The sequence below is a fragment of the Dietzia sp. MNB45 genome, assembly GCF_051994785.1.
Lineage (GTDB): Bacteria > Actinomycetota > Actinomycetes > Mycobacteriales > Mycobacteriaceae > Dietzia > Dietzia kunjamensis.
The window spans coordinates 1,336,271-1,352,261 of record NZ_CP163397.1; the positions used below are offsets into that span (position 1 = coordinate 1,336,271).

The 15,991-nt window shown below is 71.8% G+C and carries 13 protein-coding genes and 2 riboswitches; of the genes, 6 read left to right on the forward strand and 7 right to left on the reverse strand.

Going from position 1 to position 15,991, the window contains the following annotated elements:
* Window positions 1-88 precede the first annotated feature (88 nt).
* Window positions 89-781, forward strand: coding sequence for a response regulator transcription factor (locus AB5G72_RS06540; protein WP_096907287.1), 693 nt, complete (start codon window positions 89-91; stop codon window positions 779-781).
* 92 nt (window positions 782-873) lie between these two features.
* On the forward strand, window positions 874-1,956 hold the full coding sequence (locus AB5G72_RS06545) for a sensor histidine kinase (protein WP_120285758.1): 1,083 nt from the start codon (window positions 874-876) through the stop codon (window positions 1,954-1,956).
* Window positions 1,957-2,094: 138 nt separating this feature from the next.
* Here AB5G72_RS06545 and AB5G72_RS06550 read toward each other — a convergent pair whose 3' ends face one another.
* From AB5G72_RS06550 to AB5G72_RS06565, 4 genes are all read right to left on the reverse strand, one after another.
* Complete coding sequence (locus tag AB5G72_RS06550; protein ID WP_120285759.1) at window positions 2,095-2,556, reverse strand: MaoC/PaaZ C-terminal domain-containing protein; 462 nt, start codon at window positions 2,554-2,556, stop codon at window positions 2,095-2,097.
* Between the two features lie 119 nt (window positions 2,557-2,675).
* Window positions 2,676-4,259 carry a precorrin-2 C(20)-methyltransferase gene (locus tag AB5G72_RS06555; RefSeq protein WP_244200845.1) on the reverse strand — a complete coding sequence of 528 codons (1,584 nt, stop codon included), beginning with the start codon at window positions 4,257-4,259 and terminating at the stop codon, window positions 2,676-2,678.
* Window positions 4,256-4,921: a precorrin-8X methylmutase gene (locus AB5G72_RS06560; RefSeq protein ID WP_120285760.1), complete on the reverse strand. Its 666-nt coding sequence runs from the start codon at window positions 4,919-4,921 to the stop codon at window positions 4,256-4,258. The genes AB5G72_RS06555 and AB5G72_RS06560 overlap by 4 nt, the downstream gene beginning before the upstream one ends.
* 73 nt (window positions 4,922-4,994) lie before the next feature.
* Window positions 4,995-5,069: riboswitch (cobalamin riboswitch) on the reverse strand.
* 20 nt (window positions 5,070-5,089) lie between these two features.
* Entirely contained in the window at window positions 5,090-5,983 is an 894-nt protein-coding gene (locus AB5G72_RS06565; protein WP_120285909.1) for a nitrite reductase, read from the reverse strand.
* 92 nt (window positions 5,984-6,075) lie between these two features.
* On the opposite strand from AB5G72_RS06565, the gene AB5G72_RS06570 reads away from it, so the two are divergent.
* The 4 genes from AB5G72_RS06570 to cobA all read left to right on the forward strand — a co-directional run bounded on the left by AB5G72_RS06570 (window position 6,076) and on the right by cobA (window position 13,065).
* The gene (locus AB5G72_RS06570) at window positions 6,076-7,401 is read left to right on the forward strand and encodes a M23 family metallopeptidase (protein WP_120285761.1); all 1,326 of its coding nucleotides are present in this window, start codon (window positions 6,076-6,078) and stop codon (window positions 7,399-7,401) included.
* Between the two features lie 95 nt (window positions 7,402-7,496).
* A riboswitch (cobalamin riboswitch) is annotated at window positions 7,497-7,689 on the forward strand.
* A 72-nt stretch (window positions 7,690-7,761) separates the two neighbouring features.
* Complete coding sequence (cobN, locus tag AB5G72_RS06575; RefSeq protein ID WP_440221474.1) at window positions 7,762-11,460, forward strand: cobaltochelatase subunit CobN; 3,699 nt, start codon at window positions 7,762-7,764, stop codon at window positions 11,458-11,460.
* Entirely contained in the window at window positions 11,453-12,241 is a 789-nt protein-coding gene (gene cobF / locus AB5G72_RS06580) for a precorrin-6A synthase (deacetylating) (RefSeq protein WP_132061904.1), read from the forward strand. The genes cobN and cobF overlap by 8 nt, the downstream gene beginning before the upstream one ends.
* Window positions 12,238-13,065, forward strand: a complete 828-nt coding sequence (cobA, locus tag AB5G72_RS06585; RefSeq protein ID WP_317470714.1) for a uroporphyrinogen-III C-methyltransferase — start codon at window positions 12,238-12,240, stop codon at window positions 13,063-13,065. The genes cobF and cobA overlap by 4 nt, the downstream gene beginning before the upstream one ends.
* A gap of 78 nt (window positions 13,066-13,143) precedes the next feature.
* On the opposite strand, the gene AB5G72_RS06590 is transcribed toward cobA, so the two are convergent.
* The 3 genes from AB5G72_RS06590 to AB5G72_RS06600 are packed head-to-tail and all read right to left on the reverse strand — an operon-like array spanning window position 13,144 to window position 15,987.
* On the reverse strand, window positions 13,144-14,097 hold the full coding sequence (locus tag AB5G72_RS06590) for a cobalamin biosynthesis protein (protein WP_317470715.1): 954 nt from the start codon (window positions 14,095-14,097) through the stop codon (window positions 13,144-13,146).
* A 34-nt stretch (window positions 14,098-14,131) separates the two neighbouring features.
* A complete protein-coding gene (locus AB5G72_RS06595) occupies window positions 14,132-14,905 on the reverse strand; it encodes an ABC transporter ATP-binding protein (protein ID WP_120285763.1) in 774 nt (257 codons plus the stop codon).
* Entirely contained in the window at window positions 14,902-15,987 is a 1,086-nt protein-coding gene (locus AB5G72_RS06600; protein WP_317470716.1) for a FecCD family ABC transporter permease, read from the reverse strand. The genes AB5G72_RS06595 and AB5G72_RS06600 overlap by 4 nt, the downstream gene beginning before the upstream one ends.
* Between the last annotated feature and the right edge of the window lie 4 nt (window positions 15,988-15,991).

Genomic DNA, 15,991 nt, shown 5'->3' on the forward strand with positions numbered 1-15,991 from the left:
AGGAGTTGCGGCGAAGATGGCCTGCATGCCCCCTTCCGTTTCTGGCGCTCGCAGTTCGCATCCCCAGCAGCACGCCGGTCCGCGGGCGCTGGTGGTCGATGACGAGGAGCCCCTCGCCGACCTGGTCGGGTCCTATCTCGAGCGCGACGGGTTCGATGTCACGATCACCGGGGACGGACAGGAGGCGGTGGGTCTGGCTCGTCGAATCGATCCCGATGTCATCGTTCTCGACCTGGGGCTGCCCGGGCTGGACGGGATCGAGGTATGCCGTCAGGTCAGGACGCACTCCGACGCCTACATCGTCATGCTTACGGCCCGGACCGAGGAGGTCGACACGCTGATCGGCCTGTCCGTCGGCGCGGATGACTACATGACCAAACCGTTCAGCCCGCGCGAGCTCTCGGCCAGGATCCAGGCGATGATGCGCAGACCTCGAACCGGCGCCACCGAAATCGACCACGGCAGGTCGCCGGAGCAGGTACGGACCGTCGGCGACCTGACTATTGACACCGCGGGCCGAGAGGTCACCGTCGGCGGCGCCGATGTCGCGCTGACCCGCACCGAGTTCGACATCCTCGCCGCGCTCGCCCGCGACCCTGGGGTCGTCTTCAGCCGAGCCCAGCTGATGGCCGCCGTGTGGGGCCCGAACTGGGTGGGTGATGACCACTTGGTAGACGTCCACATCGGTCACCTTCGCCGCAAGCTGGGCGACGATGCCTCCCGAGGCCGTTTCGTACGCACGGTCAGAGGAGTTGGTTACCGCATGGGAACCGGCCAGTGAACGACATACCATCGCCGGACGCGACTGAAACTCGGCCCCGCACCAGCCGACGCGTCGCTGGGTTCAGCTTCGGAACCCGCCTGCTTCTGGCCATGTCCAGCGTGGTCGTCGGGTGCGCGGTCAGCGCGTGGCTCGTCGCCTCCGCCCTGGCCCCGGGCATTTTCCACGACCACCTCGGTCAAGCCGGCATCGACCACGATTCGAACGAAGCAGCCCACGTCGAAGAAGCCTTCACGGTCGCCATAGTCCTTGCTTGGGGGCTGGCGGTGGCCATCGCGGTCCTGGTGGCCTTGCTCACCAGTTGGTACCTCACCCGCCGGGTCCAGCGCTCGGTCACCATGGTTACCACTTCGACGGCAGACATAGCGCGTGGGCACTACGAGACCCGGATGGCGAGTCCGAAACTTGGCCGGGAGTTCGACGATCTGGCGACCAGCGTCAACGAACTGGCCAGGCGTCTCGATGCGACAGACGCCACCAGGCGAAGGATGCTCGCGGATCTGGGCCACGAGCTGCGCACCCCGCTGGCCACCATCGACTCCTACCTCGAGGCCGTGGACGACGGAGTCCGTACCTTCGACGACTCCACAAGGCAGGTGTTGTGGGCGGCCACCCGGCGGCTCGAACGCCTCGCGTCGGACATTGTCGACGTCTCCGATGCAGAAGAACACCTCACACGACTGCAACCAGCCCGAACCACCACTAAAGCTCTGGTGGAAACGGCAGTCAACGCAGCACGCGAACGCTACTCGGACAAAGGTGTCCAGCTGCACATGGGTGAGATCGAACCAACCGACGTCACTGTGGACGTCGAGCGAATAGGACAGGTACTGGGAAACCTCCTCGACAACGCCCTACGACACACACCGACCGGAGGGACCGTCACCCTCAGCGCTGTTCGTTCGAGAACGAACACAGCCGCGATCACCGTCTCCGACACCGGGGAAGGGATCGCCGCACAGCACCTAGATCATCTCTTCGACCGCTTCTACCGAGCCGATCCCGCCCGAGGCCGAAACGCGGGCGGCACCGGAATCGGCCTGGCGATCACCCGAGCACTGGTCGAAGCACACGGAGGACGAATCCGAGTAAGCAGCCGCGGCACAGGCCACGGAGCACAATTCACCCTCGAACTCCCCTGCACGGCAGAGACGCCAGGAACGAAACTGCTTTAGCAAACTTGCACCTCCCCGTCATCTGTCCGCCCAACCCCGCTGCACTCCCCGCGCACGTCAGTGCTTGAGTGGTCGGTCTAGTCCCAGGGTGTCAGTCTCGCGGCCGCGGACAGCGATTCTCCGGTGTGGTGGCAGCAATCAAGCTGAGCCTGCGGCGGCGCTGCGGAGCGGGAGTGCGGAATGGTTGGTCAGCTCGAGAACGGTCTCGCCGCTGGTGTCGGCGAGTTCTGCGGTTATGGTGACTTTCGCATCGCCGCGTTCGGGTCGTGGAGTCGTTTCTTGCATTGTCAGGTGTCCGGTCAATGTGGTGTCCGGCCGCACCGGCCGACGGAACTGAATCTCGAAACTGCGTCCCACCCCTCCCGTGAAACGGGACCAGAAGGCGGGCACGGCCAAGCGCTGGTAGATCGCCAAGGTGTGTAGTCCACTGGCGATGACGCCACCGAGCGGGGTTGTCGCGGCCGCGGTCGGGTCGGTGTGGATGAACACCGGATCCCACTGTCGTGCGTAGGTGACGATCTCCTCCTCGGTGATGGTGTAGCTCCCGAGTGGGATTAGTTGGCCGGGTTCGAGATCGTCCGCGTAGTAGATGTCGGTCATGTCGCCCTCCCAAGTAGTCGGCCCAAACCGGCCTCAGATCGCGGGAGGCCTCCATGACTTCCGAGCTTTGGCGAGCCAATACTGGCTTCGGGTCTAGCCGATGCCCGAGTGATCAGAGTTCACGACGTCACAAACCTCGGACTCCACACGCGTCCCGACTCCGTGACCCGGGTCCCAGAGGCGCCCACGATGAGCAGGCACTTCATGTCGACGGAGTCGCAGTCGAGGTCGGCGAGAGTCGTCACGGTGAGGGATTCCTCGGTTCGCCCAACATCACGGCCCACGATCACCGGCGTGGTCGGGGAGCGGTGGCGGAGCAGGACCTCGCGGGCGTCGGCGACCTGACGGGTGCGCGAGCGCGAGGCCGGGTTGTAGACGGCCAGCACCAGGTCGGCCGCCGCGATCGCGTCGAGGCGGCGCTCGATGACCTCCCACGGCTTGAGCCGGTCGGACAGGCTCATGACGGCGAAGTCCGCGCCGATGGGGGCCCCGGCCCGCGCAGCGACCGCCTGCACGGCCGAGACGCCGGGCGCGACGCGGATGTCGATGTCGGCGAAGCGGGGATCGTCTGCGGCCTCGAAGACCGCCGAGGCCATACCGAACACCCCGGCGTCGCCGCCCGAGACCACGGCCACTTGCTCACCCGCGCGGGCCACCTCCAGTGCCAATGCAGCCCGGTCGACTTCCACGGTGTTGCCCGAGCAATGGCGACGCAGCCCGGGCCGCTGCGGAACCCTGGCGACGTACGGCGCGTAGCCGACCACGTGGTCGACCTCGGACAGGATCTGCGAAGCCTCCGGGGTCAGCCACTCTGTCGGGCCCGGGCCCAGACCGACGACGTGCACGACGCCGCGCGATGCTGGGGACTGCTCCTCAACCGAGCCGGCGGTACGCCCCGGGGAGGGCTCCTCGGGTGCAGAGAGCTGCGCGGGCCGGCGGCCGGTGGGGTCGGAGTGCTGAGAGTCGCCGGGGACGACGATGAGCGAGAAGTACGGCACGGAGTCCGGGTCGACCTCGCTGACCGGGTGATGTGCCTCCGCGTCGGTTGACGCCCGCTCCACATAGACCGCGCCGTCGAGCCGACCGGCCGCCTCGAGGGCCCGCCGGACGGCGGGGAAGTTGCGGCCGAGCTTCATGATGATCGCGCCGTCGGTGTCTGCAAGTCGTCGGGCGAGCTCGGGCTCGGGCAGGGTGCCGGGCAGGACGGTAAGGACGTCGGTCTGCCGGACCAGGGGAGTGGCGGCCGCGGCAGTGGCGGCGGCGAACGCGGGGATGCCCGGGACGATCTCGGTCTCGAACCTCGGCGAGAGCCGGTCGTGCATGTACATGAAGGACCCGTAGAACAGCGGGTCTCCCTCCGAGAGCAGGACCACGTCCCGGCCGGCGGCCAGATGCTCGCCCAGCCGCTGCGCGCTGCGCTCGTAGAAGTCCGCGATCGCGCCCGCGTACCCGCCCGGGTGGTCGGTGACGCCCGTGGTCACGGGGTACTCCAGCCGCTCCTGGATCGCGCCAGAAGGGATGAGGTCGGCGGCGATCCGGCGAGCGTTGGACTCCTTGCCGCGGCCGGCGTGAAAAGCCACGACGTCGGCGGCGCCGACGAGCCGGGCGGCCTTGAGCGTGAGCAACTCGGGATCGCCCGGTCCCACGCCGACGCCGTAGAGCCGACCGGGGGCCACACCGGCCGCGGGCGATCCGGCGCTCACTCCGCGTCCTGGGCCAGGGCGTTGACGGCAGAGGCGGTCATCGCGGACCCGCCGCGCCGGCCGTGCACGGTGACAAAGGGGATGTCGATGCCGTGGTCGTCGGCGAACTCGGCGAGCGCTGCCTTGGACTCGGCGGCTCCGATGAAACCCACGGGGCAGCCGACGATCGCGGCGGGCCGGGGAGCACCGTCGAGCAGCATCTCCAGGAGGTGGAACAGGGCGGTGGGGGCGTTGCCGATCGCGACGACGGCGCCGTCGAGACGATCGCCCCACAACGCCAGCGCCGCAGCGGATCGGGTCGTGCCCATTCGCGCGGCCAGGTCGCGAACGTCGGGATCGGACAGGGTGCACACCACGTCGTTGTCGCGGGGGAGCCGGGCCCGGGTGATCCCCGAGGCGACCATGTGGGCGTCGCACAAGATCGGCGCGCCGGCGTCGAGCGCCGACCTCGCCGCGATGACCAGGCCGGGATGCACCTGCAAGTCGTCGACGAGGTCCGTCTGGCCGGTGCCGTGGACCATCCGCACGGCGAGTCGCTCGGCGTCGGCCGGAACGCGGGACAGGTCGGTCTCGCCGCGGATGGTCGCGAAGGAGTCGACGTAGATGGCGGGCCCGTCGTCGACGTAGTCGTAGCGACGCGGCGGCCTCAGGGCAGCACTCATGGGGTCCTCCTCGGGGTTCTCGCCCCGGTGTGAGAAGTCGCAGCGACGCGGTGGGAGCGCGCTGATCCCCGGTGAGTATCTGGCTGGGCCCATCGGCTCGACGGGCCTCACAGTGGCGGAACCGCCCCGGACTTGCACCGGGTTCCTCGCCGTGGGACAGCCCGCAGCCTACTCGCGGACGGCCAGCACCCCGCGCCACGGGGTCACGATGAGCTCGTCGACGTCGCCGCCGGTGAGCCGGGCGATGAGGTGGCGGTCGAGGATCCCGTCCGGCGCTTCGACGTGCTCGATCCGCCCCGCCGACCCCGCGACCGGCCCATACGGGAGCGCCGGGGCCGGGCTCGGGAGCCGGTCGTCCACGGGGTGGGCGGCGGCGAGGGGGGTTGGCAGTTCCCGCACGTGCCACGGGGCGTCCGGCCCGGTGCCGCGGGCGTCGACGAACTCGCGGGCCAGCTCGACCAGCCGCTCGGCGGCGTCAGTCAGCGGCACGACGTCCGACCACTGCTCACCCACCCGCAGCTGCGCGATGTCGGCATCCAAGGCGACCAGGCCCAGATCGCAGGAGCGCTCGAGCAGGTCCCCGCGGCCGTCGTCCAGGACGAACAAGAACCGGCCCGGCAAGCCGCCGAGCGCGGGATCGGCCAGCAGCCCGGCGTCCAGCGCCTCGGTCACCGGCCGCAGGTCCGCGCGGCCCCGGGCCTGCCCGCCGAACGACTCGCCCAGGCCCGTCAGCGGCGAGACGAGGACGTTGCGCACCAGCTCGTGCCCGGGCGCGGGGAGCAGGCCCGTCTCCGCGATCGCCGCCACCACCTCGCCGGGCAGCTGCCCGTCCGGACCGATCGGCAGAGCCCGCAGTTGCAGGTTCGCGCGTGTCGTGACGTGCACGTTGTCGTCGTCGCCGTATCTCACGGCGACCCCGTGCAGGGCGGACAGGGCCGCTGGCGACACGCGGCCGCCCGGCACGCGCAGCCGGACCAGGGCGCCGTCGGAGGCCGGCCACGGCCGCAGGACGCCCGGGCACAGGTCGCCACGGGTCCGGCGGGTGGGTTCGCTGATGCTCACGACGGCCATTGTGGCAGCCCATCGAGGGTGTACTTTTCCCAGATGGCAGATGGTAAGTTTTTTCTTCACAACTGAAGAAACGGAGCTCCAGCGTGACACCTCGCCGCGTACCCACCCTTCTCGCCTCCGCCCTCACCGCAGTCGCACTGGTCGCGGCCGGGTGCTCGTCGGACGCCGCCACCGAACCCGCCGCCGCCGAAGCGGCCACCACCACCACGGCATCACCGGCCGCCGGGTCCGTCGCTGGGGTGACCGTCCCGGACGCGTTCACCGCGATCACCGTGGTCCCCATCGGGAGCCCGCCGCTGCCGTTCAAGGGCACCGACGGCAAGTACCACGTGGCCTACGACCTGCAGCTCACCAACGCCACCAAGGTGCCGGCGAGCGTGGACAAGATCGACGTGGTGGACGGCGCCGATCCCACCAAGGTCATCGCCAGCTTCTCCGCCGCCGCTCTCGTGGACCCGGACTGCGTCTTCGGCGACTGCAACCGCCTACGGGACCTGCCCGCCGGGTACGTCGACACCGCGCAGATCCCGCCGCAGGAGAGCCGGGTCGTGTTCATCGACTTCACCCTCGACTCGCTCGACCAGGCCCCGGACGCGGTGCTGCACCACCTCTACGGGACCGGCGCCGCCTCGCCGGCGTTCGGGGAGCCAGGGCCCATCGACTACCTCACGACGCCGGTCGCCTTCTCCACCCGCACCGTGCCGGTCATCGCTCCGCCCGTGCGGGGCGAGAACTGGGTGGCCCTCAACGGATGTTGCGAACCGGGCTTCCCGCACCGCAGTTCGGTGATGTCGGTCAACGGCAAACTCAACAACAGCCAGCGCTTCGCGATCGACTGGAAGCGCACCAACGACCAGGGCGAGTTCTACACCGGCGACAGGAACCACAACGAGAGCTACGTGGACTACGGCGCCGAGATCCTCGCCGTCGCCGACGCCACCGTCGTCTCGGTCCTCGACGGTATGGAGGCCAACGCGCCGGGGGTCCTGCCCGCGAGCAACCCGGACCTGGCCTCGAAGCTCACCGTCGAGAACGTGGACGGCAACCACGTGGTGCTCGACCTCGGCGACGGCGTGTACGCGATGTACGCACACATGATCTCCGGCTCGGTCACGGTGAAACCCGGCGACACGGTGACCGAGGGCCAGGTGCTCGGCAAGCTCGGGAACACCGGCAATGCCAACGCCTCGCACCTTCACTTCCAGCTCATGGACGGGCCGAGCCTGCTCGAGGCCGACTCGCTGCCGTACGAGCTGAAGGGGTTCGACTACGCCGGGCAGGTCCCGCCGCAGCGGATCGCCGACGCCGACGACTTCCTGTCCGGCACCTTCGTCGACGAGGCGACCCTCTCGCCGGAGCCGCGGAGAGGCGAGCTGCCGCTCAACCTCGCGGTGGTGGACTTCCCCTGACCGGGATGGCCGTCCCCGGCTGACGCGAGGCAGCCGGTCGGGGCGCTCCTGGGCCTCGCGCGGCAGCCGGGCGGCCACGGGCGGGGTGCGCCGGATAGGCTCGCCCGTGCCGTGGTGTTCGGGAAGCCGGAGGAAAAGCCGGCGCGGCCCTCGCCACTGTAGTCGCGGAGTCGCGCCCCCTCGTCCGTCCCTCACGGGGCGGAGACCACTGGATCCACGGGTCCGGGAAGGTCGGTCGCGCGGCATTGATGCGGAAGCCAGGAGACCGGCCACGGCGACATGTTCCACGAGGGTTTGGAGAAGAACATGCGCCCCGACCGGCGTTCGGCGTCCCCTGATGACGCCTCGGCACAGCACGACGTGCCCCGCATCACCCTGTTGTCCACCTCCGACACGGACCTGCTCTCCGCGCGGGAATCCCGCGCGGATTGGTCGCTCGGCAACCCGTCCCGACTCGACGTCGAGGCGAATCTGCCCGAACTGCTCGACGGCGCCGACCTGGTGGTGGTCCGCATCCTCGGCTCGCGGCGATCGTGGGAGGCCGGGTTCGCCGCCGTGCTCGGCGCGGGCGTCCCGGTGGTGGTCCTGGGTGGGGAGCAGACCCCCGACGCAGACCTGATGGAGCTGTCCACGGTCCCGATCGGCACCGCGGCCGAGGCGCACCGCTATCTCGCCGAGGGCGGCCCGGGCAACCTCGCGCAGCTGCACGCGTTCCTGGCCGACACCGTGCTGCTCACCGGCGCCGGGTTCGAGCCGCCGGTCAGCGTGCCGGTGTGGGGGATGCCGCCGCGGCCGGACACGACGGAAGCCCCCGGCCTGCCCCGCGTGGGCGTGCTCTACTACCGCGCCCACGAGGTGAGCGGGAACTCCGGATTCGCCCACTCGCTGGCCGACGCGATCGACGCCGCTGGCGCGGTGGGAGTGCCGGTCTTCGCCGGCTCCCTGCGCTCGGCCCCCGACGAGCTGTTCGACGCGCTCGGCTCACTGGACGCGCTGGTCGTCACGGTCCTCGCCGCCGGCGGCACCACGCCCGGTGCGGTGAGTGCGGGCGGCGAGGACGAGACGTGGGACGTCGAGCGCATCGCCGCGCTGGACATTCCCGTCCTGCAGGGCCTGTGCCTGACGTGGAGCCGGGAAGACTGGGCTGCCTCAGACGACGGCGTCAACCCGCTGGACTCCGCCAACCAGATCGCGATCCCCGAGTTCGACGGCCGGATCATCACCGCGCCGTTCTCGTTCAAGGAGATCGACGCCGACGGCCTGCCCCGCTACGTGGCCGATCCGGAGCGGTGCGCGCGCGTCGCCGGGATCGCCGTGGCCCACGCGCGGCTGCGCCATGTGGCGCCCGCCGACCGCAAGGTCGCGCTGGTCCTGTCGGCCTATCCGACCAAGCACTCCCGCATCGGCAACGCCGTCGGCCTGGACACCCCGGTCTCGACCATCCGCCTGCTGCGCCGGATGCGCGACGAGGGCTACGACCTGGGCCCGGACGACGGCCCCATCGCCCGGTTCCTGGACACCGCCGGGGACTACGCCGACGACACCGCCGCCGGCGACGCCCTTATCCACGCGCTCATCGCCGCGGGCGGGCAGGACGAGGAGTGGCTCACCAGCGCCCAGCTCACCGACAGCCACGTGCGGATCTCCACCGACGACTACCTGCGCTGGACCGCGGACCTGCCCGAGACGCTGCGCGCGGAGATGGTCGAGGCGTGGGGGCCCGCGCCGGGCGAGCTGTTCGTCAACGACGCCGGAGAGATCGTCCTGGCCACCATCCAGGCCGGCAACGTCGTCCTGTTGATCCAGCCGCCCCGCGGATTCGGCGAGAACCCGGTCGCCATCTATCACGACCCCGAGCTCGCGCCGTCCCACCACTACCTGGCCGCCTACCGCTGGCTCGCCCGCGGTTTCGGGGCGCACGCGCTGGTGCACATCGGCAAGCACGGCTCGCTGGAGTGGCTGCCGGGCAAGAACGCCGCGCTCTCGGCGGACTGTGCCACCGACGCGGCGATCGCCGACCTGCCGCTGATCTACCCGTTCCTCGTCAACGACCCCGGCGAGGGCGCGCAGGCCAAGCGCCGTGCGCACGCGACGATCGTCGACCACCTGGTCCCGCCGATGGCCCGCGCGGAGTCGTACGGAGACATCGCCCGCCTGGAGCAGCTGCTCGACGAGTACGGGAACATCGCGTCGATGGACCCGGCCAAGCTCCCGGCCATTCGCGCGCAGATCTGGACCCTCATGCAGTCCGCGCACATGCACGAGGACCTGGGCCTCGAGCAGCGGCCCGACGACGAGGAGTTCGACGACTTCCTCCTCCACGTCGACGGCTGGCTGTGCGAGATCAAGGACGTCCAGATCCGCGACGGCCTGCACGTCCTTGGCCAGGCGCCCGCGGGCGAGGCGCGCGTCAACCTGGTGCTGGCGATCCTGCGGGCCTCGCAGGTGTGGGGCGGCGAGTCCGGGGCGGTTCCGGGCCTGCGTCGCGCACTCGGGCTGGCCGAGGGCGCGCCGACCGAGGAGGTCGACCGGGTCGAGGCGCTCGCCAAGGCGCTGGTCGAGGGGATGGACGCGCGGGAGTGGGACGTCGCCGCGGTGCCCGACGTCCTCGCCGCCGCGGGCCTCACCGCGGGTGGGGCGGGCGACGGCGCGTCCGAGGGCGACGACGACAACGACGACGACAACGACGACGGCGACAACGACGACGAGGTCGCGCAGGTGCTCGAGTTCGCCGCCCGTGAGGTGGTGCCGCGCCTGGCCGCCACTGTCGACGAGCTGGACGCCGTCATGCACGCCCTGGACGGCGGGTTCATCCCAGCCGGGCCCTCGGGATCCCCCCTTCGGGGCCTGGTCAATGTGCTGCCCACGGGCCGGAACTTCTACACGGTGGACCCGCGCGCCGTCCCGTCGCGGCTGGCGTGGGAGACCGGTCAGGCCATGGCGGACTCGCTGCTGGACCGGCACGTCGCCGAGACCGGGGAGTACCCGAGCTCGGTGGGGCTGTCGATCTGGGGCACCTCGGCCATGCGCACCTCGGGCGACGACATCGCCGAGGTCCTGGCCCTGCTGGGCGTCCGCCCCGAGTGGGATGAGGCCTCCCGCCGGGTCACGGGTCTGGAGGTGGTCCCGTCCGAGGAGCTGGGCCGCCCGCGCGTCGACGTGACCGTGCGCATCTCGGGCTTCTTCCGCGATGCGTTCCCGCACGTCATCGGGATGCTCGACGACGCCGTGCGGATGGTCGCCGAGCTGGACGAGCCCGACGAACACAACTTCGTCGCCGCCCACACGCGGGCCGATCTGACCGAGCACTCCGACCACCGCCGGGCCACCACCCGCATCTTCGGCTCCGCACCCGGCTCGTACGGCGCCGGGATCCTGCAGACCATCGAGGCGGGCAACTGGCGCGACGACCGAGACCTGGCCGAGGTCTACACCCGCTGGGGCGGGTACGCCTACGGCCGCGACCTCGACGGAGTCCCCGCGGCCGACGACATGCGCACCAACTACCGGCGCATCGCGGTCGCCGCGAAGAACATCGACACCCGCGAGCACGACATCGCCGACTCGGACGACTACTTCCAGTACCACGGCGGGATGATCGCCACCGTCCGCGCGCTCACCGGCGCCGAGCCGCGCGCCTATGTGGGCGACTCGACCACGCCTGATGCCGTGCGCACCCGGTCGCTGGCGGAGGAGACAACGCGGGTATTCCGCGCCCGCGTGGTGAACCCGCGGTGGATCGCGGCCATGCAGCGGCACGGCTACAAGGGGGCGTTCGAGCTGGCGGCCACGGTGGACTACCTCTTCGGGTTCGACGCCACCGCCGGCGTGGTCCACGACTGGATGTACGACTCGCTCGCCCGCGAGTACGTCCTGGACGAGACCAACCAGGAGTTCCTGCGCCGGTCCAACCCGTGGGCGCTGCGCGGGATGATCGAGCGGCTCTCCGAGGCCGCCGACCGCGGGATGTGGGCCGAGCCCGACGCGGACATCATGGATCGGATGCGGCAGGTCTACCTCGACGTGGAGGGCGATCTCGAGGAGTCCCACGGTGACTGAGTTCCCCACCGGCCGCAGGCGGGTGCGGGTCGTGGGCATCGGCTCGGGCGGGCTCGACCAGATCACGGTCGAGGCCGCCCGGGCCCTGCGCGCCAGCGACTACGCCCTCGCGGCCGTCAAAGGCCCGGCCGACCCGTTGGTCGATCTCCGCGCGCAGCTGCTCGCCCGCCACGCGCCGGGCGTCGAGTTGGTGGGTGTGCCCGATCCGGAGAGGGACCGCTCGTCGTCGTCGACCTCCTCCGACGCCGGGTATCGCGGGGTGGTGACGGACTGGCACGAGGCCCGCTCCCTGGCCTGGGAACGCGTCGTGGCCTCCCGGCCCGGCGATGTGGCGATCCCCGTGTGGGGCGACCCGGCGTTCTACGACTCCACGCTGAGGATCCTCGACCGGATCGCCGAGCGCGGTGCGCTGGACCTGGAGGTGGAGGTCGTGCCCGGGATCTCCGCGCTCCAGGTCCTGGCCGCGCGCCACCGTCTGGTCCTGCACGAGATCGGCGGCACGGTCACCGTGACCACCGGTCGCCGGCTGCGCGAGGTCGTGGCCGCCGGCGCCGACAACGTGGTGGTGATGCTCAACGGCGACCTGCCGCTCGATGACCTGGCCGACTGGAACATCTGGTGGGGCGGGAACCTCGGCGACGCCGGCGAGACGCTCGTCGCGGGCCGCGTGGGCGACGTCCTGCCGGACCTGCGCGCGCACCGCGAGCGGCTGCGCGACGAGCACGGCTGGGTGATGGACGTGTATCTACTGCGACGCGGAGAAGGGACGACGGCCCGATGACGGCTGAGAAGGACACCGCCGGGGCGACGGCCGGGACGACCGGCGGGAAGGACAGCGCCGGCGCCACGGTCGCGCGGGACTGCGCGGGCCGGGTCGTGCTGGTCGGCGGCGGGCCGGGGGACCCGGGGCTGATGACCGTGGCCGGCCTCGACGCCGTCCGCACCGCCGACGTGGTGGTGACCGACCGCCTGGGACCGGTGTCGATCCTCGACGAGCTCGACCCCGGCATCGAGGTGATCGACGTGGGCAAGGTGCCCTTCGGTCCGGCGACCCCGCAGGAGGAGATCAACCGGATCCTCGTCGAGCACGCGCGGCGCGGGCGCACCGTCGTCCGACTCAAGGGCGGCGACAGCTTCCTGTTCGGCCGCGGCGCCGAGGAGCACCTCGCGTGCACAGCGGCCGGGGTGCCCGTCACCGTGATCCCGGGCGTCACCTCGGCACTGTCGGTTCCGGCCCTCGCCGGCGTCCCGGCCACCCACCGCGGGCTCTCGCAGGGCGTGTCGGTGATCTCCGGCCACGTCCCGCCCGACAGTCCGCACTCGACCCTCGACTACGGCGCGCTCGCCCGATCCGGGACCACGCTCGTGCTGCTCATGGCGGTCACGACCCTGCCCGCCATCACCGCCGAACTCCTGGCCGAGGGGATGCCCGGGGACACCCCGGCTGTGCTGGTCGAGAACGGCTCCACCCCGGCCGAGCGCGTCCTGCACGGGACGCTGGCGACGATCGCGCGGCAGGCGGCCGAGGCTCAGGTCGCGCCGCCCGCGATCACCGTGATCGGGGCGGTCGCCGGGCTGGCAGGGCAGATGATGGCCCACGCCTGAGCGGTGTGGGCGGCGACGGATCAGGCCCCGCCGCCGCCGTCGATGGACGCCCTCCCGCGCCGATCCGCACGCGGGAGTTCATCGACAGGAGCGTGCGACCACACCCAGCACGGCCAGCACGGCGGTGACCGCCTGGACGCGGTCGTGCAGGAGGATCGCGCGGCTGATGTCGTCGGCCCGGACCGACCGGCCGTCGCCGAGGACCGCCCGGTCCTCCATCCCGTACGGGTAGGGCGTGGGCCCGCCGAGCCTGACCCGGAGCGCGCCCGCGCACACGGCTTCGACGACCCCGGCGTTCGGGCTCGGGTGCGCCGGTGCGTCACGGAGCCACGCCCTCAGGGCGCCGGCGGGGCTCCCGCCCACGGTCGGGGCGCAGACCACCCCGAGCGCGCCGGCCACCCGGGCCGGCAGGAACCCCAGCACGTCGTCGAGCCGAGCGGCGGCGGTGCCGAAGTGGCGGTACCGCTCCGAACGGTGACCCACCATCGCGTCGAGCGTGTTGGCCGCGCGGTGGACGGCGGCGCCGGGCGAACCCGCCACCGCGGCCCAGAACAGCGTCGCCACCGCCGCATCGGAGGTGTTCTCCGCGACCGACTCGACGACCGCTCGCGCGAGATCCTCCGGGCCGAGCGCGGCCGGATCCCGTCCGCACAACCACGGCAACAGGTCCCGGGAACCCGCGTGATCGCCCCGGACGAGAAGGTCACCCTGCCGCCGCGCGACCGCGAGCAACGAGGACCCGCCCAGGCACGACCACACCACGGCCGCGTCCCACACCACGGCCGCCGCGAGGTTCCTCCCGGCCAGACGGCGGACGACCGTCACCGTCGCAGCCGTGCCCCCCACGAGGACGCCGGTGAACAGCAGGCCCGCCGCTCTCTGGGCGTTGGCCGTCCGGCCGGGTCGCAGGAGTCGCGACTCCACGGCGAGCGCGACCCGGCCGAAGCCCGCGACGGGGTGGAACCGCCCCGGGTCGCCGACGAGGCGGTCGAGGGCGAACCCGGCCGCGATGCCTGCCGCGCGGGTAGGCATCGCGCTCGCGCGGCCCCCGCGACGCGCACGCGGGTCAGCGCGCGAGATAGCGGACATGCGCCCCCCGCCCGTCGTGGGTCACCTCGGCCTCCACTCCGTACACCTCCCGGATCAGGTCGGCGGTGAGCACCTCGTGGGGCACGCCGCCGGTCACGAGTCGCCCACCGGACAACACGATCAGATGGTCGCAGAACGTGGCCGCCAGAGTGAGATCGTGCAGGGCCGCGATCACCGTGGTGTCCGTGGCGCGGACCAGGGCCAGCAGGTCGAGCTGGTGGCGGATGTCGAGGTGGTTGGTCGGCTCGTCGAGGACCAGCACACCGGGCTCCTGGGCCAGGGCCCGCGCGATCTGCACCCGCTGCCGCTCGCCGCCGGACAGCGTCGCGTACCGCTGGTCCAGGCGGTCGCCGAGGCCGGTCGTGGCCGCCGCGCGCCGCACCACCCCGTCGTCCCCGGGACCCGGACCCGACCAGGCCGCGCGATGGGGGATGCGGCCGAGTTCGATGACCTCCCGGACCGTGGGGTTCTGGTCGGTGGTCGCCTCCTGCGCCACCAGGGCCACGCGCCGGGACAGGCGTTTGCGGGGGATCGACCGGATGTCCGTGCCGTCGAGGTGCACCGATCCGGTGTCGGGCCGGAGCAGGCCCGTGAGGATGCGCAGGAGCGTCGACTTGCCGGATCCGTTCGGCCCCAGCACCCCGACCATCGTGCCGGGGGCGGGAGCTACGGTGACGTCGTCGAGGATGGTCCGGCCGCGCACGGACCACGAGACACAGCGCGCCTCGAGCGTCGACGGGGCGGCGGTCATCGGCCGTGTCCCCGTCGCAGGAGGAGCCCGACGAAGGCCGGGACGCCGATGAGTGCGGTGGCCACCCCGATCGGCAACTCCTGGGGCGCGATCACGGTGCGGGAGACGGCGTCGATCCACACGACGAACACGGCGCCCATCAGCGCCGCGGTCGGGACGAGGACCCGGTGCCGGCCCCCGACCAGGGCGCGCGCGGCGTGCGGCAGCACCAGCCCCACGAAGCCGATCGCCCCGCAGGTGCTCACGATGACGGCCGTGACGAGCGCGGTCACCACCATGAGCACCAGGCGGGTGCGGGCCACGTTGACGCCGAGGGCGGCCGCCGCGTCCTGGCCGAAGGTGAACGCGTCGAGGCTGGAGGTGTGCAGCAGGCACGCCACCACCCCGAGCAGGACCACGGCGCCGCACACCGCCACGTCCGACCAGCGGACGGAGGCCAGCGAGCCGAGCAGCCAGAACAGCACGCCGCGGGTCTGCTCGGCGTCGGCGGCGATGTAGACGACGAACGAGGTCACCGCGGAGAACAGCTGGGTCGCCGCGACCCCCGCCAGCACCACCCGGTCGGGCGTCCCGCCGGACGCGAAGGCCAGGACCAGGACGAAGCCGAACGCGGCGAGCGCTCCGACGAACGCCCCCGTGGTGAGCCCGACCGCGCCCGCGCCGACCCCGAGCACCACCACGAGGACCGCCCCGGTGGAGGCGCCCGAGGAGATGCCGAGGATGTACGGGTCGGCCAGCGGGTTGCGCAGCAGCGACTGCAGGATGACGCCGCACAATGCGAGCCCCGCCCCGGCCAGGGCCGCCATGAGGGTGCGCGGAAGCCGCAGGTTCCAGATGATCCCCTCCTGGATCCGCGTGAGCCCGGAGTCGGAACCGGTGAGGCGGGCCAGGGCGGACTGGACGACGTCGGTGGCGGTGAGTCCGGACGGGCCGATGGTGATGACGAGCGCCGTCGACACCGCCAGCAGCCCCAGGCCACCGAGCCACAGGGTGACCAGTGCGGACGGTCGCCGCAGGGGCGGCCGCCGGCGCGGTGGCGCCGGGACCACCGGGGCGGTGGTCCTCTCGGGTGCGAGGGTCATCGGG